This window comes from Pantoea sp. YR525 (genome assembly GCF_900116775.1).
Taxonomy (GTDB): domain Bacteria; phylum Pseudomonadota; class Gammaproteobacteria; order Enterobacterales; family Enterobacteriaceae; genus Pantoea; species Pantoea symbiotica.
In genome coordinates this window covers 95,299-118,612 of sequence record NZ_FPBU01000004.1, presented here as the reverse complement: position 1 = coordinate 118,612, position 23,314 = coordinate 95,299, and the positions used below count along the sequence as shown (strand labels likewise).

The 23,314-nt window shown below is 55.8% G+C and carries 22 protein-coding genes; 6 read left to right on the top strand and 16 right to left on the bottom strand.

Annotated features, from left to right (window positions below; genetic code table 11):
* Positions 1-10: 10 nt before the first annotated feature.
* Positions 11-268, bottom strand: a complete 258-nt coding sequence (locus BM323_RS24630) for a hypothetical protein (RefSeq protein ID WP_071531665.1) — start codon at positions 266-268, stop codon at positions 11-13.
* 13 nt (positions 269-281) lie between these two features.
* Between BM323_RS24630 and BM323_RS24480 the strand changes: the two genes are divergently transcribed.
* Together BM323_RS24480 and BM323_RS09410 are read left to right on the top strand one after the other, a co-directional pair.
* The gene (locus BM323_RS24480) at positions 282-437 is read left to right on the top strand and encodes a hypothetical protein (RefSeq protein ID WP_154190488.1); all 156 of its coding nucleotides are present in this window, start codon (positions 282-284) and stop codon (positions 435-437) included.
* 47 nt (positions 438-484) lie between these two features.
* Positions 485-664 (top strand): hypothetical protein, encoded by a 180-nt coding sequence (locus BM323_RS09410; RefSeq protein WP_008108319.1) that lies wholly within the window; start codon positions 485-487, stop codon positions 662-664.
* A gap of 26 nt (positions 665-690) precedes the next feature.
* On the opposite strand, the gene BM323_RS09405 is transcribed toward BM323_RS09410, so the two are convergent.
* The 3 genes from BM323_RS09405 to guaB form a co-directional block, all read right to left on the bottom strand.
* Positions 691-1,467, bottom strand: coding sequence for a DUF3750 domain-containing protein (locus BM323_RS09405; protein WP_008108318.1), 777 nt, complete (start codon positions 1,465-1,467; stop codon positions 691-693).
* A 169-nt stretch (positions 1,468-1,636) separates the two neighbouring features.
* On the bottom strand, positions 1,637-3,217 hold the full coding sequence (gene guaA, locus BM323_RS09400; protein WP_008108317.1) for a glutamine-hydrolyzing GMP synthase: 1,581 nt from the start codon (positions 3,215-3,217) through the stop codon (positions 1,637-1,639).
* A 72-nt stretch (positions 3,218-3,289) separates the two neighbouring features.
* Complete coding sequence (gene guaB, locus BM323_RS09395; RefSeq protein WP_008108316.1) at positions 3,290-4,756, bottom strand: IMP dehydrogenase; 1,467 nt, start codon at positions 4,754-4,756, stop codon at positions 3,290-3,292.
* 169 nt (positions 4,757-4,925) lie between these two features.
* On the opposite strand from guaB, the gene xseA reads away from it, so the two are divergent.
* The 4 genes from xseA (at position 4,926) to BM323_RS09375 (ending at position 7,969) form a co-directional block, all read left to right on the top strand.
* Entirely contained in the window at positions 4,926-6,299 is a 1,374-nt protein-coding gene (gene xseA / locus BM323_RS09390; protein WP_008108315.1) for an exodeoxyribonuclease VII large subunit, read from the top strand.
* Positions 6,300-6,346: 47 nt separating this feature from the next.
* Positions 6,347-7,372 (top strand): M4 family metallopeptidase, encoded by a 1,026-nt coding sequence (locus BM323_RS09385; RefSeq protein WP_008108314.1) that lies wholly within the window; start codon positions 6,347-6,349, stop codon positions 7,370-7,372.
* Positions 7,357-7,683: a protealysin inhibitor emfourin gene (locus tag BM323_RS09380; RefSeq protein WP_008108313.1), complete on the top strand. Its 327-nt coding sequence runs from the start codon at positions 7,357-7,359 to the stop codon at positions 7,681-7,683. Before BM323_RS09385 ends, BM323_RS09380 begins: the two co-directional genes overlap by 16 nt.
* A 103-nt stretch (positions 7,684-7,786) precedes the next feature.
* Complete coding sequence (locus BM323_RS09375; RefSeq protein ID WP_045814915.1) at positions 7,787-7,969, top strand: con-10 family general stress protein; 183 nt, start codon at positions 7,787-7,789, stop codon at positions 7,967-7,969.
* An 86-nt stretch (positions 7,970-8,055) separates the two neighbouring features.
* Here the strand turns inward: BM323_RS09375 and BM323_RS09370 are convergent, their stop codons facing one another.
* The 12 genes from BM323_RS09370 to pbpC all read right to left on the bottom strand — a co-directional run bounded on the left by BM323_RS09370 (position 8,056) and on the right by pbpC (position 23,313).
* Entirely contained in the window at positions 8,056-10,494 is a 2,439-nt protein-coding gene (locus BM323_RS09370) for a glucose/quinate/shikimate family membrane-bound PQQ-dependent dehydrogenase (RefSeq protein WP_091003706.1), read from the bottom strand.
* Positions 10,495-10,828: 334 nt separating this feature from the next.
* Positions 10,829-11,050 (bottom strand): zinc ribbon domain-containing protein, encoded by a 222-nt coding sequence (locus BM323_RS09365; RefSeq protein WP_008108311.1) that lies wholly within the window; start codon positions 11,048-11,050, stop codon positions 10,829-10,831.
* Between the two features lie 96 nt (positions 11,051-11,146).
* Entirely contained in the window at positions 11,147-12,637 is a 1,491-nt protein-coding gene (gene der, locus BM323_RS09360; RefSeq protein ID WP_008108310.1) for a ribosome biogenesis GTPase Der, read from the bottom strand.
* A gap of 178 nt (positions 12,638-12,815) precedes the next feature.
* Positions 12,816-13,997, bottom strand: a complete 1,182-nt coding sequence (gene bamB / locus BM323_RS09355) for an outer membrane protein assembly factor BamB (RefSeq protein WP_008108309.1) — start codon at positions 13,995-13,997, stop codon at positions 12,816-12,818.
* A 19-nt stretch (positions 13,998-14,016) separates the two neighbouring features.
* Positions 14,017-14,634: a YfgM family protein gene (locus BM323_RS09350; protein WP_008108308.1), complete on the bottom strand. Its 618-nt coding sequence runs from the start codon at positions 14,632-14,634 to the stop codon at positions 14,017-14,019.
* A gap of 39 nt (positions 14,635-14,673) precedes the next feature.
* Complete coding sequence (gene hisS, locus BM323_RS09345; protein WP_008108307.1) at positions 14,674-15,948, bottom strand: histidine--tRNA ligase; 1,275 nt, start codon at positions 15,946-15,948, stop codon at positions 14,674-14,676.
* A 106-nt stretch (positions 15,949-16,054) separates the two neighbouring features.
* On the bottom strand, positions 16,055-17,176 hold the full coding sequence (gene ispG, locus BM323_RS09340) for a flavodoxin-dependent (E)-4-hydroxy-3-methylbut-2-enyl-diphosphate synthase (RefSeq protein WP_008108306.1): 1,122 nt from the start codon (positions 17,174-17,176) through the stop codon (positions 16,055-16,057).
* A 38-nt stretch (positions 17,177-17,214) separates the two neighbouring features.
* Positions 17,215-18,231, bottom strand: a complete 1,017-nt coding sequence (gene rodZ / locus BM323_RS09335; protein ID WP_008108304.1) for a cytoskeleton protein RodZ — start codon at positions 18,229-18,231, stop codon at positions 17,215-17,217.
* On the bottom strand, positions 18,221-18,955 hold the full coding sequence (gene pilW, locus BM323_RS09330) for a type IV pilus biogenesis/stability protein PilW (RefSeq protein ID WP_008108302.1): 735 nt from the start codon (positions 18,953-18,955) through the stop codon (positions 18,221-18,223). The genes rodZ and pilW overlap by 11 nt, the downstream gene beginning before the upstream one ends.
* A gap of 75 nt (positions 18,956-19,030) precedes the next feature.
* A complete protein-coding gene (locus BM323_RS09325; protein ID WP_007884898.1) occupies positions 19,031-20,200 on the bottom strand; it encodes a dual-specificity RNA methyltransferase RlmN in 1,170 nt (389 codons plus the stop codon).
* A 188-nt stretch (positions 20,201-20,388) separates the two neighbouring features.
* Positions 20,389-20,820: a nucleoside-diphosphate kinase gene (ndk, locus tag BM323_RS09320; protein WP_007884899.1), complete on the bottom strand. Its 432-nt coding sequence runs from the start codon at positions 20,818-20,820 to the stop codon at positions 20,389-20,391.
* Positions 20,821-20,988: 168 nt separating this feature from the next.
* Positions 20,989-23,313, bottom strand: coding sequence for a peptidoglycan glycosyltransferase PbpC (gene pbpC / locus BM323_RS09315; protein WP_008108300.1), 2,325 nt, complete (start codon positions 23,311-23,313; stop codon positions 20,989-20,991).
* Position 23,314: the final 1 nt, after the last annotated feature.

Sequence of the window (23,314 nt, the reverse complement as noted above, 5' to 3'; positions counted from 1 at the left end):
TCACTCCTCGTCACTTAATCCGCTTAGGACTTTCACTGCAGTTATCCACCACCCGCCGTAGTAATTTGGCATGCGTTTCAGGATTTTTTGGCGTGCTCCAGATGCAGGTAATACAGTAATCCCCACATCGACACTCTGCCGAGTTATCTGGGCAGTACATCTTGCCCCACGCATGGTGGCCGCCGACTGCAATTTTCCAACCTCTTGCTTCTGCATATCGCAAAGCTTTTTCTACCGCTTTATGCGGATGCCGCTTCCTGTCTGACATCGCTGGTTACCTTATGCTCACCGCACTGAGTTGTCAACTGACAACCAAGAGAAACTTCGATACTATTTCAGCGGCGCATGCTGCAGAAAATAACCAGAACGGTCTCAACACGCTTTGGTTCCTTTTTGTGCTGGAAGACAGCGCACAAAATCAAGCGCACAGCGTCTGAAGTGCATATAGACTCTATTGTTATCACTGACCTGACGGAGAAGAAGCATGTTTAACGTGGATGATTTTGTGCAGTCTAAGACCGGTGGCCCAAAGATGCAGGTGCTGCGCGTGGAAGGCGATATGCTGTGGTGCGCTCGGGTTGACGATCACATCAAGCGAGAAATTGAAGTCAGAGCCGATACCGTAAATCTGTATCACGAAGACGGCGATTTCGGCGTCTGCTAAAAAAATGGCCCCAAATCGGGGCCATTTTAGGGATTGTCTCGCTGCACATTATTCTGCCCGATGCCGCCGATAAACGGCAGACGCAGCCTGAACGGTGTGAAATCCAGCCCCATGTTTAATCCCAGCAAGTTCACTTCCAGCCCCTCTTCCGCGCCAACCGTTACGCCCAGCACACCCAGCAGGGAAAGCTGTACGCCACGACCTGACGGCGGTAAACCCACCGGATTGAGTAGCGAGCGATAATCTTTGCCGAGCGCGTTAGCCGGTAGATCCAGCTTCAACGCCGGTACCTCGCGGCCAATGTGCGCCATAAAGGTATTGCTGTTGGGTCCAGGCCAGGCGTGATAGGTCGTCGGCCACGGATAGGATTTTATCGCCGCTTCGATCTGCGGAATCATCGCTTCTGCGCTACTGCCGCGATGATCAACCAGCAGACGCGGCTTCGCGCCGTACCAGTAGCCATCCGGGAGATTGCTGTTGCGCCGCACCTTATCGCCGCTGCCCCAGCTAATCACTTCATAGCGGTTGTAGCGGGTTTCACCGGCGCGTTTAAAGATAATCCACGGATGCACCGCTACGGCGCCCTTCCAGCCATAAGTTGGCGCAGCATAAACCTGCACGATAGCTTCAGCCGCATAACGCTGTGGATCCGGTGCGATACCGGCTGAATCCCGCCTTGCGGACGCCCAACCACCACGTTCAGAGGTGAGCTCACCGCTACGCGTTGCCTGCGCCAGACTCGCGCCTAATGAAAGCAAGATGATGCAAAGAAAAGAGATCAGTACGGCTTTGAAAGGCAACATCGACGGCATCCTGATGAGTAAAAATCACTCGCTATCTTGCAACGAAACGGGGAGTTTGTATTCACTAACTATGCGATTCACTTAGCCGTTTTACCTGCCATCAAAACGTTTGAAAGAAAAAGCCCGCAATTAAGCGGGCTTCGTTTTTACGCACTAATCAAAGCAGGATTTATTCCCACTCGATCGTCGCCGGTGGTTTACCTGAAATATCATAAACCACGCGGGAAATGCCGTTCACTTCGTTGATGATGCGGTTAGAGACGCGGCCGAGGAAATCGTACGGCAGGTGCGCCCAGTGCGCGGTCATGAAGTCGATGGTTTCCACCGCACGCAGTGAAACTACCCAATCATATTTACGACCATCGCCCATCACGCCAACAGAACGCACTGGCAGGAACACGGTGAACGCCTGGCTGACTTTGTTGTACAGGTCAGCTTTATGCAGCTCTTCGATGAAGATGGCATCAGCACGGCGCAGCAGGTCGCAGTACTCTTTCTTCACTTCGCCCAGCACGCGCACGCCCAAACCTGGACCTGGGAACGGGTGACGATACAGCATGTCGTATGGCAAGCCGAGTTCCAGACCGATTTTACGCACTTCGTCTTTGAACAGCTCTTTCAGCGGCTCAACCAGGCCCATCTTCATCTCTTTCGGCAAACCGCCCACGTTGTGGTGCGATTTGATCACGTGCGCTTTACCGGTGGCAGAAGCCGCCGACTCGATCACGTCAGGATAGATGGTGCCCTGCGCTAGCCACTTCACGTCTTCCAGACGCAGTGCCTGCTCATCGAAGACTTCAACGAATACACGGCCAATGATTTTACGTTTGGCTTCTGGATCGTTCTCGCCCGCCAGCGCATCAAGGAAGCGCGCTTCAGCGGCAACGTGCACGATGTTCAGGCCGAAGTGGTCGCCAAACATGTCGAGCACCTGCTCAGCTTCATTCAGACGCAGCAAACCGTTGTCGACGAACACGCAGGTCAGACGCTCGCCGATGGCGCGGTGCAGCAGCATCGCGGTCACAGAAGAGTCTACGCCGCCAGACAGGCCGAGGATCACTTTGTCTTCGCCAACCTGCTGACGAATACGCTCAACCGCATCTTCGATGATTTTGGCTGGTGTCCACAGCGCTTCGCAGCCGCAGATATCACGAATGAAACGCTCAAGCATGCGCAGGCCCTGACGCGTGTGCGTCACTTCCGGGTGGAACTGCACGCCATAGAATTTCTTCTCTTCGTTGGCCATGATGGCGAACGGGCAGGTTTCGGTGCTGGCTACGGTTTCGAAACCGGCTGGGATGGCGGTGACTTTGTCGCCGTGGCTCATCCACACATCCAGCAGCGGTTTACCTGCTGCGCTAATCGCATCTTCGATGTCACGCACCAGCGCGCTCTGGGTCAGCACTTCAACCTGCGCATAACCAAATTCACGCTCGTTAGAGCCTTCTACTTTGCCGCCCAGTTGCATCGCCATGGTCTGCATGCCGTAGCAAACGCCCAACACAGGCACGCCGGCGTTAAACACGTATTCCGGGGCACGCGGGCTGTTCAGCTCGGTGGTGCTCTCCGGACCGCCAGAGAGAATGATGCCGTTCGGGTTGAACTGGCGAATTTGCTCTTCGGTGACATCCCACGCCCAGAGCTCGCAGTAAACACCCAGTTCGCGCACGCGGCGCGCAACCAGCTGCGTATACTGAGAACCAAAATCGAGGATCAAAATACGATGTTTATGAATATTTTCAGTCGTCATTGAGGCGTTTCCATTGGGATGGACTTAATAATAAAAGCGCCCGGCGGGTGCCGGGCGCTAAATTTTACGGGATTATGAACCCATGCGGTAGTTTGGTGACTCTTTGGTGATGGTCACATCATGCACGTGGCTTTCATTGATGCCCGCGCCGCTGATACGTACGAACTCCGCTTTGGTACGCAGATCGTCGATGGTTGGGCAACCGGTCAGGCCCATGCAAGAGCGCAAGCCGCCCATCTGCTGGTGCACGATCTCTTTCAGGCGGCCTTTATAGGCAACGCGACCTTCGATACCTTCCGGTACCAATTTGTCCGCAGCGTTATCGCTCTGGAAGTAACGGTCTGAAGAACCTTTAGACATCGCGCCCAGTGAACCCATACCGCGATAAGACTTGAACGAACGGCCCTGATACAGCTCGATTTCGCCCGGAGACTCTTCGGTACCGGCCAGCATTGAACCAACCATAACGGCCGCTGCGCCTGCTGCAATCGCTTTTGCGATGTCGCCAGAGAAGCGGATACCGCCATCAGCGATAACTGGAATGCCGGTGCCTTCCAGCGCGGCAACTGCATCAGAAACGGCGGTGATCTGTGGAACGCCAACGCCGGTAACAATACGTGTGGTACAGATTGAGCCAGGGCCGATACCCACTTTCACCGCGCTCACGCCAGCCTGCGCCAGCGCCAGTGCGCCTGCGCCGGTAGCGACGTTGCCGCCGATGATTTCCAGGTTCGGGTATTTTGCACGGGTTTCACGAATACGCTGCAGCACGCCTTCTGAGTGACCGTGTGACGAGTCAATCAGCAGCACGTCAACACCGGCAGCAACCAGCGCATCGACGCGCTCTTCGTTGCCTGCACCAGCACCTACCGCCGCGCCTACGCGCAGACGGCCTTCCGCATCTTTACAGGCGTTAGGTTTACGTTCGGCTTTCTGGAAATCTTTAACGGTAATCATGCCCAGCAGGTGGAAGCTGTCATCAACAACCAGCGCTTTCTCAACGCGTTTTTCATGCATTTTGTGCAGCACAACTTCGCGTGCTTCACCTTCTTTCACCGTTACCAGACGCTCTTTAGGGGTCATCACCGCAGAAACCGGCAAGGTCAGGTCGGTAACAAAACGCACGTCACGGCCAGTGATGATGCCCACCAGCTCGTTCTCGGTGTTCACCACCGGGTAACCGGCAAAGCCGTTACGTTCGGTCAGCTCTTTCACCGCAGCCAGCGCGGTGGTTGGCAGCACGGTTTGCGGATCGGTAACTACGCCGCTTTCGTGTTTTTTCACCTTACGAACTTCGTCCGCCTGGCGCTCAATTGACATGTTTTTGTGAATAAAGCCCAAACCACCTTCCTGCGCCAGCGCAATGGCCAGACCGGCTTCGGTCACGGTGTCCATTGCAGCAGAGAGCATTGGGATATTCAGACGGATGTTTTTCGTCAGTTGAGTGCTGAGATCAGCGGTGTTCGGTAAGACAGTGGAGTGAGCGGGAACGAGCAGAACGTCGTCAAATGTGAGGGCTTCTTTAGCGATTCTTAACATTGCAATATCTCCACCTGGGGGCGATTAAAACAGATAAAATATTGCCGCGGCATTATACAGGCCGAAACCGATTGCCTCCAGTGTTTTTTCAGAAAAAGTCTTGATCCTCAGGGCAAGCAATGTAGTATCAGTTGATTAACCCTCTGATTTAAAATTTGATCTACATCACATGTCGCTACCGCCAACCGCCAATATTTTTACTGTCAGCCGCCTGAACACCACGGTGCGCCAACTGCTGGAAAATGAGATGGGCCTGGTGTGGCTCAGCGCTGAAATTTCAAATTTCACTCAGCCCTCTTCCGGTCATTGGTACTTCACGTTGAAGGATGATGGTGCGCAAGTGCGCTGCGCGATGTTCCGCAATAGTAATCGCCGCGTCACCTTCCGTCCTCAGCATGGCCAGCAGGTTTTAGTGCGCGCCAGCATCACGCTGTATGAGCCGCGCGGCGATTATCAGCTGATTATCGAAAGCATGCATCCCGCCGGTGAAGGCTTGCTGCAGCAGCAATTTGAACAGCTGAAAGCGCGTTTGGCTGCGGAAGGCTTATTCGATCAACATTTCAAACAGCCGCTGCCGGATCCGGCGCGTCAGGTCGGCGTGATTACCTCCGCTACCGGCGCGGCGCTGCACGACGTACTGCGCGTACTGCATCGACGCGATCCCTCCTTGCCGGTGATTATTTATCCCACGGCGGTGCAAGGCGTGGATGCGCCAGCCAGCATTGTGCGTGCCATTGAGCTGGCCAACCAGCGCGATGAGTGTGACGTGCTGATTGTGGGCCGTGGCGGCGGTTCGCTGGAAGATTTATGGAGTTTCAATGACGAACGCGTGGCGCGGGCGATTTTTGCCAGCCGCCTACCGATCGTCAGCGCCGTTGGGCATGAAACCGATGTCACCATCGCTGACTTCGTGGCGGATTTACGCGCGCCAACGCCTTCTGCTGCGGCAGAACTGGTGAGCCGTAACCAGCTCGAACTGCTGCGCCGTTTGCAGTCGCAGCAGCAGCGCATGGAGATGGCGATGGATTTCTATCTGGCACAGCAGCAGCGTCGCTTCACGCGCATCCAGCACCGTTTACAGCAGCAGCATCCGCAGCTGCGTCTGGCACGTCAGCAGACCGCGCTATTCCAGCTGCAGCGCCGTCTCGGTGAAGCGATGGACCAGCGCCTGCGGGTGGCCAACCGTCAGCAGGATCGCCTGCTGCAACGCCTCAATGCCCAGCAGCCGCAGGGACGTATTCTGCGCGCTCAGCAGCAGCTGCAACAGTGGCACTATCGCTTACAGCAGGGCATGGAAAAGCAGCTCAATCACAATCGTCAGCGCTTTGGCACGCTGGCAGCACAGCTGGAAGGCGTGAGCCCGCTGGCGACGCTGGCGCGTGGCTTCAGCGTCACTACCGACACGCAAGGTCAGGTGGTAAAGAAAACCCAGCAGCTCAGCAAAGGCGACTTGCTACGTACCCGGCTGGACGATGGCTGGGTGGAAAGCCAGGTTACCGCCCTCGAACCGCAGAAATTCCGGAGCCGTAAAGCGCGTTCATAGCTGGAAAACTATACTTCTGACATATCCATTCTTAGTCAGGAGCTAGTATGCCTTTTAGCGTTATTCCTCCGTATATGCTGCGCAATATCATTGATAATTGCTCCGGCGCGCAACAAGACTACGCGCGCCGCACCCTCACCCACGTCCAGCACTTAATGGGCGAACACAATGCTAAACCGGCAAGCACCGCCACAGCGCAGCCTGGCACGGCACTGCGGGCTATCTACGACGCCGAAGGAACACAAAATCTGCCCGGCACTTTGGTGCGCGACGAAGGCCAGCCGGGCAATGGCGATGTCGCAGCCGAAGAGGCGTGGAACTATCTCGGCATTACCTACGATTTCTTTTGGCAAACCTACCAACGCAACTCGCTGGACAACAAAGGCCTCAAGCTAGATGGCACCGTGCATTACGGTAAGGAGTACCAGAACGCCTTCTGGAACGGTCAGCAGATGGTGTTTGGTGACGGCGACGGCGAGATTTTCAATCGCTTCACCATCGCGCTGGATGTTGTGGCGCACGAGCTGACGCACGGCGTGACGGAAACTGAAGCGGGATTGATCTATTTCCAGCAGGCTGGTGCGCTGAACGAATCGATGTCTGACGTGTTTGGCTCGCTGGTTAAGCAATTCCACCTCAAGCAGAGCGCCGATCAGGCCGACTGGATCATCGGCGAAGGTTTGCTGGCGCAGGGCATCAACGGCCGCGGATTGCGATCGATGTCATCACCTGGCACCGCCTACGATGATCCGGTGCTGGGCAAAGATCCGCAACCCGCCGATATGGCTCACTACATCGAAACGCGTGACGACAACGGCGGCGTACATCTCAACTCTGGCATTCCCAATCGCGCCTTCTATCTCGCCGCTAAAGCGCTGGGCGGCTTCGCCTGGGAACAGGCGGGTCAAGCCTGGTACGACACGCTGTGTGATAAAACGCTGCCGCAGGATGCCGATTTCAGCACCTTTGCACGCTTTACCGTGCAGCACGCGAAACAGCGGTTCAACAACTCAGTGGCGGAGAAGATCCAATCCGCCTGGCAGCAGGTAGGCGTAACATGGACATCCAACTGACCGATGACGCAATCATCGAGCTGGCACGCGAAGGCGGTATCGCTTTTATTCCCAAACTACGCGGCGAACGGCGCTTTGCGCTGGCGGAACTGCCGGAACCGCAAAAGCAGCGCGTCTGCGAGGTGCTGGAGCAGGCAATGCCGCTGGGCGAACCGGAAGATGAGGCGGCAAATATGGGTCGCGGCGATCAGCGCTATTACCGCATTCAAATCACCTATGCGACACATCGTGAGGCGGCAAGCTTAGTGATTTTAATTCCTGAACAACTGGCGCCACCCGAGCTGCAATCGCTGTGGCGAGACGGCGAATAGGTTATCAGAGATCTCTCAAGGCAGAGCGTAACTGGTTGACTATACTCATTATGTGGCTAGCTAGTCCACGTCGAAGAAAACACCCTTAGATGAGGTCTCTGCTATGACACAAAAAAAGCAACGAGGTGGTGCCGGGAACTTTGCAGAGGACCCGGAGCGCGCCAGGGAAGCAGGTAGCGCTGGCGGCAAAGTCAGCGGGGGTAATTTCAGAAACGATCCTGAAAGAGCCAGGGAAGCTGGAAGAAAAGGAGGTCAAAAAAGCCGTCGCCCTTCCAAGCAGCAGTAATTAAGGTGCCTTAAAGGAAGTGATGTGCCATGGATGGTTAAAAAAAAGGCCGACATCATGATGTCGGCCTTTCTCGTATTGAGAACTTACTTGCTGTCTGGCAGCGCGTAAGCAATCACGTAATCACCACGGTCTGGCGACTGACGTGCGCCGCCTGCGGAGATCAGGATGTACTGCTTGCCGGTTTTCGGCGAAACGTAGCTGATTGGACCGCCCTGGCTACCAACTGGCAGACGTGCTTTCCACACTTCTTTACCGGTTGAGCTATCGAAAGCGCGCAGATAGTAATCCTGCGTACCGGCGATGAACACCAGGCCGCCCTGCGTTGCCAGCGTGCCGCCTAAGGTCGGCATACCAATTGGCATCTTCGCGCGCATTTTTATACCAAACGGACCGGTATCTTCAACGGTACCAACCGGCACCTGCCATACGATCTGACGGGTTTTCATGTCAATCGCCGACAGCGTACCGAACGGCGGAGCCTGACACGGAATGCCCAGCGGCGACATGAAGCGGTTTTTATTAACCGCGTACGGTGTGCCTTTCAGCGGAACCGCACCCATACCGGTGTTGATGGCTTCGCCACCGTTGCTGGCCGCAGTTTTGCTGGTGTCTTGTGGGATCATCTGTACCCACAGGCCAAGACGCATGTCGTTAACGAACATGTACTGGTTGTTCGGGTCAAACGAGATACCGCCCCAGTTCATACCGCCCAGTGAACCTGGGAAGCTGAGGGATTTATCAGTATCCGGCACGGTGAACAGACCATCGTAACGCATGCCTTTAAAGGCAATACGGCACGCCAGCTGATCAAACGGCGTTGCGCCCCACATATCCGACTCAGTCATTTTCTGGTTGCCGATGTTTGGCATTTCCACTGAGTGCAGCTGAGTTTTGGTGTACTGCTCGTTCGGGATGTGACCCTGCGGCATCGGCAGCTCTTCAACTTTGGTCAAAGGCTTGCCGGTCAGGCGGTCCAGCACCCAAATCATGCCGGTTTTCGCCCCGATAACCACGGCCGGCTTGTTGGTGCCATCCTTCATCGGGAAGTCTACCAGGCTCGGCTGCATTGGCAGGTCGAAATCCCACAGATCGTTATGCACGGTCTGATAGACCCACTTCTGCTTACCGGTGGTCGCATCCAGCGCCAGGATTGATGCGCCGTAGGTGTGATCCAGTTTGGTACGGTTCGCACCCCACAGATCCACTGACGAGCTACCCATTGGCAGGAACACAGTGTTCATTGCCGGATCGTAAGACATTGGCGCCCACGAGTTCGGCGTACTGCGGGTGTAATCTTTACCCGGCATCAGTACCGCATTAGGGTCATCGTTGCCTGGGTCAAACGCCCAGCGCATCTGACCGGTGATAACATCGAAACCACGCAGCACGCCGCCAGGCATGTCGGTCTGTACGTTATCTGCAACGCGACCGCCCACCACAACGGTGGTACCGGCCATCGCTGGCGGTGACGTCAGCTGATACTGCGGATCTGGCGCACTGCCGAGACCAGTTTTCAGGTCAACCACACCGTGCGTACCGAAGGTGTCGCACAGCTCACCGTTGTCGGCGTTGATAGCAATCAGACGCGCATCGATGGTGTTCATCAGAATACGACGCTGACAGGTATCGCCCGCAGGCAGCACAGCGGCAGTCACCGGCGTTGAGCCCGGCTCTGTTGGCTGCTGCAGAGGTTTGGTGGCATCGAAATAGGCTAAGCCACGGCAGCGGTTCCACACTTCTGCCTGCGCGTTGATTTCGCGTTTCCAGATTTCCTTACCGCTGTCAGCTGCAACCGCAATCACATTGTTGTGCGGGGTGCACAGGAACAGTGTGTTGCCCACTTGCAGTGGAGTTTGCTGATCTTCCGCACCGTTACCGGTTGGGCTGATTGGCGTGTCACCGGTGTGGAAAGTCCAGGCGACCTGTAAGTCTTTCACGTTGTCGCGGGTAATCTGATCGATGGCAGCGAAGCGGTCGCCACCCGGCGTACGGCCGTAGCTGCTCCAGTCTTGCTGAGGTTTTGCTTTATCGACCGGAATCAGCGGCAGCTGTTTACCGTCAAACGCCACGGTAGGATGCGGCTGGAACATCTGCACGAAGGTCGCCACCATGCCCACCGCGATCACCGCAGAGAGCACATAAGAGGCTTTCGCCAGAGAGCTTTTGCCTTCGCTTTTACGCAGAGCTGGCCAGGTGAGGAATGCAAACAGCATCAAGCCGGCCGGCACCATCAAACGTGATACCAGCGGCCAGAAATGCAAGCCTGCATCAAACAGTGACCAAATCAACGTGCCAGCAAACACCAGAATAAACAGGGTGACAGCGGATGATTTGCGACGGAAGAACTGAATGGCCGACAGCAACATGACGATACCGGCGATGAGGAAGTACCAGCTGCCGCCCAGCGCAACCAGCTTGCCGCCGCCGATAGCGAAGAACAAGCCGATAGCCAGCAGGACCAGGCCAAACAGTACGGACCAGATGCTCAGCCCTTTGCCGGGACGAGCGGAATTTTCTGCCATAACAAAAACTCTCCTGAAAAAATAAAGCGCTGGCGCCAGTAAATCTATGGCAGCCGATAACAAGGCTCCAGCCGCAGCGGGAGACAGGAATAATTCCGTTACGCTTTATTTTATATCTATTGGTACGGGTGCAATGCCCGTGATTCGGCGCTTGTGAGCGAGGACACAACGCAGGTGAGAGTGATTCTCGCTACAAGGCGGCAGGATTGTACCACCTGGTACAATAAAAAGTGAATATCCATAACGCGGCAGTCACTGGTTAATAGCATTTTTGCTACAAATCCAGTCGTAAGCTATTAATAAATATGACGGCGTATCGTGACTTTTCTTATTGCTACGTTAAGTCGGGGATGAATTCGACACGTTTTTTGGAAATAAGGCCGTCGCCGTGCTGGCAGAAGTAGTCCACCGCACCGCAGGCTTTCAGCACCTGCAACGGTTGATGGCAATCCGGGCATAAGGCGATGAGTGCGAAATGACGTTCACAGCTGGGGCAGTCAAAACCGGTTTCATTGTGAGTGAGTCGTTGCTGACAGGTTGGGCAGGAAAAATTCATCAATTGTCCTCTGCGCTTTGGATGGCGGTCGCCATGAATGGCGACCCTACGCGTTACAGGTTCATAAAAAAAGGGCCCTGCTGGGCCCTTCTCATCTTAACGCTTGTTCTTCTTCAGATGCGACATCAGACGCTGACGTTTACGCTGCTGCGTTGGCGTCAACAGGTTGCGCTTGCCCGCGTACGGGTTATCGCCCTCTTTGAACTGAATGCGAATCGGCGTGCCCATCACGTTGAGTGAACGACGGAAGTAGTTCATCAGGTAACGCTTGTAGGAATCGGCCAGATCTTTCACCTGGTTGCCGTGAATCACCACGATTGGCGGGTTATAACCACCGGCGTGCGCATATTTCAGCTTCACGCGGCGACCACGCACCAATGGCGGCTGATGATCGTCGGCGGCCATGGTCATGATGCGCGTCAGCATTGCGGTGCCCACACGTTTGGTGGAGCAGTCGTAGGCTTCGGTCACGGATTCGAACAGGTTGCCGACGCCGCTGCCGTGCAGGGCTGAAATGAAGTGGATGCGCGCAAAATCGATAAAGCCCAGGCGGAAGTCCAACATCTCTTTGACTTCATCTCTGGCTTCCTGCGTCATGCCATCCCACTTGTTGACCACAATTACCAGTGAGCGCCCACTATTCAGGATAAAGCCGAGCAGCGAGAGATCCTGATCGGAAATTCCGGCACGCGCATCAATCACCAGCATCACAACGTTAGCGTCTTCGATCGCTTGCAACGTTTTGATAACTGAGAATTTCTCCACGGTTTCGGTGATTTTACCGCGCTTACGTACGCCAGCGGTATCAATCAGCACATACTCACGATCGTCGCGTTCCATCGGAATATAGATGCTGTCGCGCGTGGTGCCCGGCATGTCGAAGACCACGACACGATCTTCGCCAAGAATGCGGTTAGTTAGCGTTGACTTACCCACATTCGGGCGGCCAACGATAGCGAGTTTGATCGGCAGTGTGGTTGGGTCGAAATCTTCTTCTTCCTCTTCCTCCAGAGCCTTCTCAGTCTCTTCTTCTAAATCGGCCCAATAGGCGGCGTTCTCTTCTTCTTCAGTGAGTTCGACTTCTGGAACAATTTCTTCCATCCACGGCAACAGCGCGGTTTCCAGCAGGCTGTTAACGCCACGGCCATGCGAAGCCGCAATGGCGTGAATCTCACCTAAGCCCAGCGCATAGAAATCCAGCACCGCTGCTTCCGGGTCGATACCGTCAGTTTTGTTGGCGACAACAAAGGTGGCTTTCTCACGCGCACGCAGATGATTGGCGATTTGCTGATCCGCCGGCATCACGCCCGCGCGCGCATCCACCATAAACAGCACCACATCGGCTTCTTCAATCGCCAGCAGCGACTGCTCCGCCATGCGGTTTTCAACGCCCTCTTCGGTGCCATCGATACCGCCGGTATCAATAACAATGAATTCGCGCCCTTCCACTTCGGCGCGACCATATTTGCGATCGCGAGTCAGTCCAGGAAAATCCGCCACCAGCGCATCACGTGTGCGTGTTAAACGGTTAAATAGCGTAGATTTTCCCACATTGGGACGCCCAACCAGCGCGACCACAGGTACCATAACACTTGCCTCAGTTTTTAAAATAATTCGCCCGAATGGCGTGATTATAACGACATTTGACGCCAGGCGTCAGGCTGAAGGCGCAAAGAATACCATGCCTGACTAAAAACGAAACGGCCCCTGACGAATCAGGAGCCGTGTAAGCGAGCGGGAAACAGGTTCCCGCAGAGCCAATTCCTTAACGGGTGATGGCGTAAACTTCTCCGCCTTTCGCCTGGATCAGCAGCTTGTCACCAGCGACAACCGGTTCAGTCTGGAAGCCATCGCTGTCCAGTTTCTGCTGCGCCACGAAGCGGCCGTCAAGGGTGTTGATCCAGTGCAGATAACCTTCGCTATCGCCCACCACCAGATAACCGTTGAACAGCACCGGCGAGGTCAGATTACGATGCAGCAGATCGCTTTGACGCCAGATGGCCACGCCACCGTCAGCATTCAGGGCAATCACGCGGTCATCCTGATCGACCAGATAGATACGACCCGCATCCACCACCATGTCTTTCACGCCGCCAATCTCACGCTTCCACAGAACCTGACCAGAACGCAGTTCCAGTGCGGTGAGGTTGCCGTTATACGCCAGCGCATAAATCACACCGTTTACCACGACTGGCGTGGTATCGACGTCGCTCAGGCGATCGATTTCCGTTGCGCCGCTTGGCTGCGAAATACGCTGCTGCCAAATCAGCTGACCTTGGTTGACGATGACTGCGCTCACGCGGCCATTGTCGCCACCAACAATTGCGCCACCAAAGGCCACGGTCGGAGCCGATTCACCGCGCAGTGACAGCGCAGGCATATCGAGGTTGACGGTCCATTTGATTACGCCAGTGCTCTGATCAAGACCTTGCAACATACCGTTGCTGGTGTGGATCAGCACTAAACCGTCGCTCACTACCGGACGCGACAGCGCTTCACCGGCGACCTTGGTCTGCCAGGCAATGCCACCATCGCTGCTATTTAACGCAAATACCTGACCACGTTCGCTACCGATGTAGATGCGATCGCCGCTGGCCGTTACACCGCCAGAAAGCAGTGCCGAGATGTTTTTCGAGAAGAAGCCGGTTTTCTCAGAGAGATCGACTTTCCATTTCTCTTTACCATTGCTGGCATCAAGCGCTTTAACCACACCAAAACGATCCGCAGCATACACGGTACCGTCCAGCCAGGCTGGATGCAGATTGGAATAGAAATCACCAACGCCGTCGCCGACCGAGGTGCTCCACGCAGTCTGCGGCGTAAACTGGTTTTCCACTTTAGGCAGCGGGGCCATTTTCACTACATCTTCTTCGCCGCTGAACAGCGAGCAACCGCTGAGCAGAGTGACTGAAATCAGCCCTGGCAGCAGGTATTTACGTAATTCCATGTGCGCTCTCTTGACTGGCTTAACTTAAGTTATTCATCTTCATCTGCAGCATTTGCTTCAGCGCAGGAGAGGCCTGCGATTCAGCACCTTTGCTCCAGGCATCACGCGCGCCCTGCTTATCGCCTTTGCTCAGCAGTGCTTCGCCACGAATGTCCGCCACAATGGCTGTCCAGCCATCACCTTTAACATTGTTAAGGGTAGAAAGTGCGGCATCGGCCTGACTTTGCTGCAACTGAATGCGTGCCAGACGCAGGTTAATCACCGCCTGCAGGTTGGCATCTTTGGTATCTTTCAGCCCACTCTGTAACAGAGTGATAGCTTTATCGAGCTGATTGGTTTCAACATACTGCTTAGCCAGATCCAGCGACGCCAACGCACCGTAGGTGTTGTTGTTTTCGCTAGCAAAAGTGGCTACTGCTGCCAGCGAATCCGGCTTGTCCGCCTGCATCGCACTGGTCAGCTGTTGATATTCTGCTGATGCCGCTTTATCGGTTCCTTCCTGATGGCTGGACCAGAAACGCCAGCCACCCAGCGCAGCGATACCGATGATTACACCAACGGCCAGGAATTTGCCATTGTTGGCAAAGAACTGACGCAGTGCGTCAACTTGTTCGTTTTCGTTGCTGTAAACTTCCACGCAATCCCTCTCTTTAAAATGGCTGTTGCAGTGCTGCGCTTACTGCAGCAGCGTGCGCAACGTTGCAGCGGCGTCGCTCTGAGCCAGCGTCTGTTGATCGCCAGTACGCAAGTCTTTCACCACAACCTGGCCCGCTTTCACTTCATCTTCGCCCAGCACCAGCGCAATGCGTGCGCCCCACTTGTCTGCACGTCCAAACTGCTTCTTGAAGTTACCGCCACCGAAGTTGGTCATCAGCTTCAATGCCGGATCAGCATCACGCAGTTTTTCCGCCAGTTGCATCGCGGCGGACTGAACGCCCTGCCCCGAAGCGATAACATAGACATCAACAATGCGCGTCGGTTCAAATTCTGGATTAACCGCTTGCACCAGCAACACCAAACGCTCCATGCCCATGGCAAAACCAACCGCTGGCGTGGCACGGCCACCCAACTGTTCAACTAAACCATCGTAACGTCCGCCACCGCATACGGTGCCCTGCGAACCGAGGCTGCTGGTCACCCATTCAAACACGGTACGGTTGTAGTAATCGAGGCCGCGCACCAGGCGCTGGTTGATACGATATTTAATGCCCGCGTCGTCCAGCAAGGCGCACAGCCCGCTGAAGTGCTCGCGCGACTCCTCATCAAGGAATTCGCCCAGCGTTGGCGCATCATTTAACAGTTTCTGGATGTCAGGATTTTTGCTGTCGAGTACGCGCAGTGGATTGGTATACATGCGGCGTTTGCAATCTTCGTCGAGTACGTCCTGATGTTGCTCCAGGAACGCCACCAGCGCGCTGCGATAGTTGGCGCGCGCGTCCAGCGAACCGATAGAGTTCAGCTCAAGCTCAACGTGATCGGCGATACCTAACGCTTTCCACCAGCGCGCGGTCATCATGATCAGCTCAGCATCCACGTCCGGGCCTTGCAGGCCAAAGACTTCCACACCCATTTGGTGGAACTGGCGATAACGACCTTTCTGCGGACGCTCGTAGCGGAACATCGGGCCGGTGTACCACAGACGCTGTTCCTGATTGTACAGCAGACCGTGCTCGATACCGGCACGCACGCAACCTGCAGTGCCTTCCGGACGCAGCGTCAGGCTTTCGCCGTTGCGGTCTTCAAAGGTGTACATCTCTTTCTCAACCACGTCGGTGACTTCACCGATCGCGCGGCTGAACAACGGGGTGTGCTCAACGATTGGCAGACGGATTTCACTGTAACCATAGCTGGCCAGCACCTGCTTAAGGGTGCCTTCAATACGCTGCCAAATCGCGGTATCCGCCGGCAGGTAATCGTTCATCCCGCGAATCGCTTGAATATTCTTCGCCACGTTAGAATCTCTTTAAGACAAAAAAACCTGAGCGGCATCATACCTTATGAGGATGAAACCGCACAGGTTCAATCACAAACTGGCACGCGACAGGCGCGCACCACGATTATTTTTCCAGCTGCTGCACGTTGATGCGGCGGCTTTCATCCAGCATGCTGGCTTTGGCGCGAATACGTGCTTCCAGCTGGTCGATCATGTCGTTGTTATCGAGACGATCGCGCTGGCGCACACCATCTTCGTAGAAGCCGCTTTTCTTGGCGCCGCCGGTAACGCCAAGGGTAGAAACTGTCGCTTCACCCGGACCGTTCACCACGCAGCCGATGATGGAAATATCCATCGGCGTGATGATGTCTTCCAGACGCTCTTCCAGCGCATTCACCGTACCGATGACATCAAACTCCTGACGCGAGCAAGTCGGGCAAGCAATAAAGTTGATGCCGCGCGCGCGGATGCGCAGAGATTTGAGGATGTCGTAGCCGACTTTCACTTCTTCAACCGGATCGGCCGCCAGCGAAATACGCAGCGTATCGCCAATGCCTTCGGCCAGCAGCAGACCTAAACCAATCGCCGATTTCACTGAACCGGCACGCGCGCCGCCCGCTTCGGTGATACCGAGGTGCAGCGGTTGATCGATGGCTTTCGCCAGCAGACGATAGGATTCAACGGCAAGGAAGACGTCGGAGGCTTTGACGCTCACTTTGAACTGATCAAAGTTGAGGCGATCGAGGTGATCCACATGGCGCATCGCGGATTCGAGCAGCGCTTGCGGCGTTGGCTCGCCGTATTTTTCCTGCAGATCTTTTTCCAGCGAACCGGCATTCACGCCGATACGGATCGGAATATTGTAATGACGCGCACAATCCACCACCTGGCGGATACGCTCATTGTTGCCGATGTTGCCTGGATTGATACGCAAACAATCCACGCCATATTCAGCGACTTTCAGTGCGATGCGATAGTCAAAGTGAATGTCCGCTACCAGCGGCACGTTGACCTGTTGCTTAATCAGTTTGAAGGCTTCAGCCGCATCCATCGTGGGAACGGAGACGCGCACGATATCAACCCCGACGCGCTCAAGCTGGCGAATCTGGTTAACGGTGGCGTCCACGTCAGTGGTGCGGGTGTTGGTCATTGACTGAACGGCGATGGGCGCACCATCGCCAACTGGCACCTTGCCGACGTAAATCCGTGTTGATTTGCGACGGATAATGGGTGCTTCGTTATGCATATTCTCTCTCCACAATTACCCGGAAAGCGCGCTGCGCGTTATTGCGCACCCAGCGTCAGACGGGCAACCTGGTTATTACGGATAAAACGACTTAAATCAACTGGTTGATTCTGATATTGCACGTCAACCGCACCTGGTGCGCCAATTTTCAGACGATACGGAGCCGTTCCGGACAAACTCAGCTTACCGCCGCTACGTTGCAGACCGCTGAACAACTTCTTGCCGGTCGCATCGCTGACTTCCAGCCAGCAATCGGCTTTGAAGTTCATCACGATGGCATTCGGATCGCCCGCCGGTTGGCTGACTGCCGCATTTCCAGTAGGCATCTGGCCGGCAGGAACGCTGTTGGCTGGGGCCGGAGACGTCGCCGCTGGCGGTGCCGTATCAATCGGTGCCTGGCTTGGCGAAACCACGGCGTTATCGCTGCCGTTGGTTTGCGCGGTATTGCTAGTGCTCGCCGCAGGTGCGGCAGTATTGCTTTCCGGCGTGGCGACAGCGCCAGCACCGTTATCAACTGGCGTACCGGCAGCGTTGGTATCCGCATCGGCATTACTGTCGGTGCTGTTATCGCCCAATGGAATGGACTGGCTATTGTCGCCGCTGCCGTTTTGATCGGCCATCGACACCAAATCAGCCTGTGACGCTTTATGGTTCTGCCACCACCACGCACCGGTTAAACCGACTACGACAAAAATCACCAACCAGGTGAAGATCATCAGCCAGCCATCGCGCTTTTTACGACGCTTACCCAATGAGAAGCTCTGCATCGGCTCGATCTTGGCGGCGCGCACCGGAGCCTGTTTTGCCATCATCGGCAGCAGGTCATCTTCCGGTACATGCACCAGTCGGGCATAGGAGCGAATGTATCCGCGCAGGAATGTCGACGCTAAATCAGCAGGTGACTTATCCTCTTCAATATCACGCACGGTAGTAAGTTTCAGGCACAGGCGTTCAGCGACGTTTTGCTGGGTCAGCCCCATCTGCTCACGGGCCAGACGCAGGCGTTCACCTGTGGAATGTACTGCAGAATTCTCTTGAGTGGCTTCAGTATTCATTAGCTAAATAACGCTGGTACTGTATCGATTGTGGAAAACTTCGCGCCAACCGGTCGCCATAACGTGTAACGTCAGCAGCGTTTCCCTGTTGCGCGGCGAAACGTATCTGTAACCACAGGCTCTCTGCCGTTGCCGGCAAATGCTGATGGTACACTTCTAAAAGCAGCGGAACCGACTGCTGTTCCTGCTGTTCAAGCCGCCTTTCCACTTCCCTTAGCAGTTGACTGCCCTGCTCCGGTGCGGCATCCAGCGCGTAACCTAACTGCTCGCGCGCTGCGGCACTCTCATCAGCCTGCAGGTAACAATAGCCCGAAAACAGGAATGCATCCTGACGAGCATCGATTTCCTGCGCCTCAATTGCCAGCTTAAACTGTTGATGCGCTTCGTCATACTGCCTTAAACCGCAGAGAAACGCACCGTAATTGTTAGCCACATAACCATTCAACGGCGCTAACTGCTGCGCCCGCTGATAGTGCCAGCGAGTTTGCGCGCTATTCTGCTGCGCCTGCGCCACCCGAGCAAGAGCCAACGGGACACGATAATCTTTTGGCGCTGCCTGCTGAGCACGCAATAAATTGCGCTGTGCGGCGGCATAATCCTTCACCGCCAGATAGTGCAATCCGAGCTGCAAACGAATATCCGCTGCGCTTTGCTGTGCGGGATGATTGACACAACCGGTTACAACAAAGCCAGCCAGAATCGCTGCGGGTAATCCTTTACGCATTTCAGTCTCTCCATGAAAAATATGCGGAGAGACTGACATGAGTTACGCCCGGTGAATATCAGCAGGCGCTGGCTTTCAGAGCGCCTTCACAGAGATGGCTTCACCTGCCATTTTCTTACGCAGCGTACGCTTGGTACGGTCGATCACATCGCCCGCCAGCTGACCACAAGCGGCGTCGATATCGTCACCACGGGTTTTACGCACGATGGTAGTGAAACCATAATCCATCAGCACTTTGGAGAAGCGGTCGATACGGCTGTTGGAGCTACGGCCATATGGCGCGCCGGGGAACGGGTTCCACGGAATCAGGTTGATTTTGCACGGCGTCTCTTTCAGCAGTGCCGCCAGTTCATGCGCGTTGTCGGTGCTGTCATTGACGTGATCCAACATCACGTACTCAATGGTCACACGGCCCTGATTGGCGTTGGATTTGCCGATATAGCGTTTTACCGCCGCAAGGAAAGTCTCGATGTTGTACTTTTTGTTAATCGGCACGATCTCGTCACGAATGGCATCGTTCGGCGCGTGCAGCGAAATCGCCAGCGCTACGTCGATCATGTCGCCCAGCTTATCCAGCGCCGGTACCACGCCTGAGGTTGACAGCGTAACGCGACGTTTTGACAGGCCGAAACCGAAGTCGTCCAGCATGATGTCCATTGCCGGTACCACGTTGTTCAGGTTGAGTAGCGGCTCGCCCATGCCCATCATCACCACGTTGGTGATCGGACGCTGACCGGTAATTTTCGCGGCACCGATGATTTTCGCGGCGCGCCAAACCTGGCCGATAATTTCTGAGACGCGCAGGTTGCGGTTAAAGCCCTGCTGCGCCGTCGAACAGAATTTGCACTCCAGCGCACAGCCTACCTGCGAAGAGACGCACAAAGTTGCGCGATCTGCTTCCGGGATATAGACGGTTTCAACCAGCTGGTCGCCCACGCGGATCGCCCATTTAATGGTGCCATCGGTGGAACGCATCTCTTCCGCCACTTCCGGCGCACGGATTTCAGCGCGCTGCATCAGCTTACCGCGCAGCACTTTGTTGATGTCGGTCATCTGCTCGAAATCATCGCAGCAGTAGTGATACATCCACTTCATGACCTGATCGGCACGGAACGGCTTTTCGCCCATCTCAAGAAAGAATTCGCGCATCTGCTGACGGTTAAGATCCAGCAGGTTAATTTTTTCATTTTTTGGGGAAACAACCACGGGGGAAGCGGACGACGGCGTCACAATCTGTTCGGACATAATGTTCTCTGGCCTCGTTGTTACACGTTACGGCTCTGGTTAATAGTAGGAAAAAAACAGCGCCCTCGCTGAGGCTGGCTCAACAAGGGCGCATAATTGTACTACATCTGCTGCATGATGCCAGGGGAACCGTTTCACAGATGTTGAACAGCTGTAAAGACGCGTGTCCGCTCAGGCCATCAACGCACTTAGCGAGTGCGTGGGCAGACTTCGTTTTCTGCGAAGAAGTACGCGATTTCGCGTGCTGCAGATTCAGCAGAGTCAGAACCGTGGGTCGCGTTCTCGGTGAAGCTGTCCGCGTAATCGGCACGCAGAGTACCTGCCAGCGCGTTGTCTGGGTTAGTTGCACCCATCAGATCGCGGTGACGCTGAACGGCGTTTTCGCCTTCCAGTACAGAAACCACAACTGGGCCAGAAGTCATGAATTCAACCAGACCATCAAAGAATGGACGGCCTTTATGCTCAGCGTAGAAGCCTTCAGCCTGCTCTTTGGTCAGGTGCAGCATTTTTGCGCCAACGATTTTGAAGCCCGCGCTTTCAAAACGGTTATAGATTGCACCAATCACGTTCTTAGCGACGGCGTTTGGTTTCACGATTGAGAAAGTACGTTCGATTGCCATGTTGACCTCTAGTTAGCATCCTGAAGAATCCGGGAGCTCCTCCCGGTAAGAAAACGCGCCGATTATAGGGACATCATGGCGCGTTGCCTATTAGCGATTAGCGGAATTATTGAAAATAATTGATTTTTGTCGGGGCGCGCAGGCAAAAAGTATGCCATATCCATGCACTCAACCGCGGGTAAAGGCCACCGATGAGAGTTGCCCCGCTTCATCCATCACCACCAGTTGATAACTGCCCGGCTCATCCAGCACCAACGCCGCACCCTTATTATTCGCGTCCCGCTCCAGCGGCTGCCCGTTTAAAAACCACCAGCGCTGCTCACCTTGTCCGCCCTGCACCGCTACCGGCATCACCAGCACCACTTTGCCCGGCAGCGGCTGTACGCGCTGGCCGTTGATCACACCGGTAATCACCATCGGCGGCGCGTTGCCCTGATTGAGCGGCGGACAAGCGGGATCGATCGGCGGCAGGCGCTGCGCACGGCGTTCAGCAACCGGCAGCCAGGGCTCAAGCGGCAGCGGCCACATCAGGCGCTCATGACTTTGTGCATCCGGGCAGTCTGCTGCTACGCGCAATCCCCGGCTGTTCTGCCAGTAACGCTGGCGCAAACCATTAACGCCTTCCTGCCCCGGCGCCAGCAGCGTTGGCGGCACGGTTTGATTCAATACCCAACTCTGACGACGCTGGCGACAGTTCACGTCGCCGATGGGCAACGGCTGACCGCCAGGCCAGCAAATGCTCATGGCGCTGACAGCTTGCGGACGCGGATCGCGCGGCGCACCGTTCACCGGCATATGGCCAGCCAGCAAATTATTAACCTGATTCATCACCGGCACCGCCGAAGCAAAACCAAATTGCCCGGCGACCGGTGTCGCATCCGGTCGCCCAACCCACACGCCAATCAGATAGCGTGGCGTGATACCAATCGTCCATGCATCGCGATAGCCGTAGCTGGTACCGGTTTTCCACGCCAAAGGCGCGATATCCGCTACCGTGCCGATGGCCGGAGGTTGCGCCGCGCCAGCCAAAATGCGCCGCACAATCCATGCCGCACCCGGCGACAACAGCGGCCTTTCCTGCAGCGGTTGTGTCGTCAGCCAGCGCAACTGTGCCGCATTGCCGTGACGGGCAAAGGCGCTGTAGGCCGCCACAATCTCATCCATGCGCGCGCCGGTACCGCCCAGCACCAGCGACAGATTGGGTTCTGCGCCGGCTGGAAAGCGCAGATTCAATCCCACGTTACGCAAACGCGCAGCAACGGTTTTTGGTCCCAGCGCATCCAGCAACTGCACCGCAGGAAGATTGAGCGATCGCTCCAGCGCATCGCTGGCGCTCACCGGTCCGTGAAAACCCGAGTCGAAGTTACCGGGACGATAGTCGCCGAAGCGGCGCGGCACATCCTGCAGCAACGATTCACCATGTATCAACCCATCGTCCAGCGCCATGCCGTAGACAAAGGGCTTCAGCACTGATCCGGGCGATCGCACGCTGGAGATCATATCGACGTGACCAAAACGGCTGTCGTCATTGAAATCCACCGAACCGACATAGCCGCGCACTTTCATGTTTTGGTGATCCACCACCAACAGCGCCAACGAGGTGCGCGGCGGCAAGTTGCTTTTCAACGACGCCGCCAGATTCTCCAGTTCGCGCTGCAGCGACACATCAATGGTTGAGGTGATTTTGTTGTCGGGTGACAGCGACAATAAGCGGCGAGCCAGCAGCGGCGCGCGTTGCGGCATCTGACGCGGCGGCAGCCACACCGCTTCTTGTTTGATATCGGCGACATCCTGCACTGACCAGACGTGATATTGCGCGAGGCGATCCAACACCTTGTTGCGTGCGGCTTCGGCGCGCTGTGGCCAGCGGTCCGGACGCAGGCGGCTCGGCGCCTGTGGCAGCACCGCCAGCAGCGCCGCTTCCCCTTTGGTAAGTTGCGATGGCGGTTTCCCCAGCCACATCCAGCTCGCCGCGCCAACGCCCTCAACCGTGCCGCCAAAAGGGGCGCGATTGAGATACAGCGTAAGGATGTCGCGTTTTGAGAGATGATATTCGAGCTGTAGCGCGCGCCACGCCTGCACCACTTTACCGCGCAGCGTGCGCGGTTGCGGATCAATAAGCCGCGCCACCTGCATGGTGAGCGTACTGCCGCCGGAGACCACGCCGTGATGCAACACGTTCTGCCCGACTGCACGCACAATCGCCATCGGATTGATGCCGGGATGATGCCAAAACCAGCGATCTTCGTAGGTCAGCAGCGCCTCGATATAAGCGGGTGAGACATCCTCCAGCGTCACCGGATAGCGCCACACGCCTTGTTGATCAGCAAAGCGCCACAGCGGCGTACCGTCTTCGGCTACCACCACGCGCGCCGGCTGCAACTCACGCATCGGCAGCGGCGTAAGTCGATCCAGCAGCCACAGCGCGGCCAGCAGCACCAGTAAAAAAAGCGGCAGCCAGCGCCACCGCTTCAGTCGCTTACTTCCAGACATT

Coding starts and splice junctions, on each gene's coding strand:
- BM323_RS24630 (WP_071531665.1), bottom strand. CDS start 268: ATGTCAGACAGGAAGCGGCATCCGCATAAAGCGGTAGAAAAAGCTTTG.
- BM323_RS24480 (WP_154190488.1), top strand. CDS start 282: ATGCTCACCGCACTGAGTTGTCAACTGACAACCAAGAGAAACTTCGAT.
- BM323_RS09410 (WP_008108319.1), top strand. CDS start 485: ATGTTTAACGTGGATGATTTTGTGCAGTCTAAGACCGGTGGCCCAAAG.
- BM323_RS09405 (WP_008108318.1), bottom strand. CDS start 1,467: ATGTTGCCTTTCAAAGCCGTACTGATCTCTTTTCTTTGCATCATCTTG.
- guaA (WP_008108317.1), bottom strand. CDS start 3,217: ATGACGACTGAAAATATTCATAAACATCGTATTTTGATCCTCGATTTT.
- guaB (WP_008108316.1), bottom strand. CDS start 4,756: ATGTTAAGAATCGCTAAAGAAGCCCTCACATTTGACGACGTTCTGCTC.
- xseA (WP_008108315.1), top strand. CDS start 4,926: ATGTCGCTACCGCCAACCGCCAATATTTTTACTGTCAGCCGCCTGAAC.
- BM323_RS09385 (WP_008108314.1), top strand. CDS start 6,347: ATGCCTTTTAGCGTTATTCCTCCGTATATGCTGCGCAATATCATTGAT.
- BM323_RS09380 (WP_008108313.1), top strand. CDS start 7,357: ATGGACATCCAACTGACCGATGACGCAATCATCGAGCTGGCACGCGAA.
- BM323_RS09375 (WP_045814915.1), top strand. CDS start 7,787: ATGACACAAAAAAAGCAACGAGGTGGTGCCGGGAACTTTGCAGAGGAC.
- BM323_RS09370 (WP_091003706.1), bottom strand. CDS start 10,494: ATGGCAGAAAATTCCGCTCGTCCCGGCAAAGGGCTGAGCATCTGGTCC.
- BM323_RS09365 (WP_008108311.1), bottom strand. CDS start 11,050: ATGAATTTTTCCTGCCCAACCTGTCAGCAACGACTCACTCACAATGAA.
- der (WP_008108310.1), bottom strand. CDS start 12,637: ATGGTACCTGTGGTCGCGCTGGTTGGGCGTCCCAATGTGGGAAAATCT.
- bamB (WP_008108309.1), bottom strand. CDS start 13,997: ATGGAATTACGTAAATACCTGCTGCCAGGGCTGATTTCAGTCACTCTG.
- ispG (WP_008108306.1), bottom strand. CDS start 17,176: ATGCATAACGAAGCACCCATTATCCGTCGCAAATCAACACGGATTTAC.
- rodZ (WP_008108304.1), bottom strand. CDS start 18,231: ATGAATACTGAAGCCACTCAAGAGAATTCTGCAGTACATTCCACAGGT.
- pilW (WP_008108302.1), bottom strand. CDS start 18,955: ATGCGTAAAGGATTACCCGCAGCGATTCTGGCTGGCTTTGTTGTAACC.
- BM323_RS09325 (WP_007884898.1), bottom strand. CDS start 20,200: ATGTCCGAACAGATTGTGACGCCGTCGTCCGCTTCCCCCGTGGTTGTT.
- ndk (WP_007884899.1), bottom strand. CDS start 20,820: ATGGCAATCGAACGTACTTTCTCAATCGTGAAACCAAACGCCGTCGCT.
- pbpC (WP_008108300.1), bottom strand. CDS start 23,313: ATGTCTGGAAGTAAGCGACTGAAGCGGTGGCGCTGGCTGCCGCTTTTT.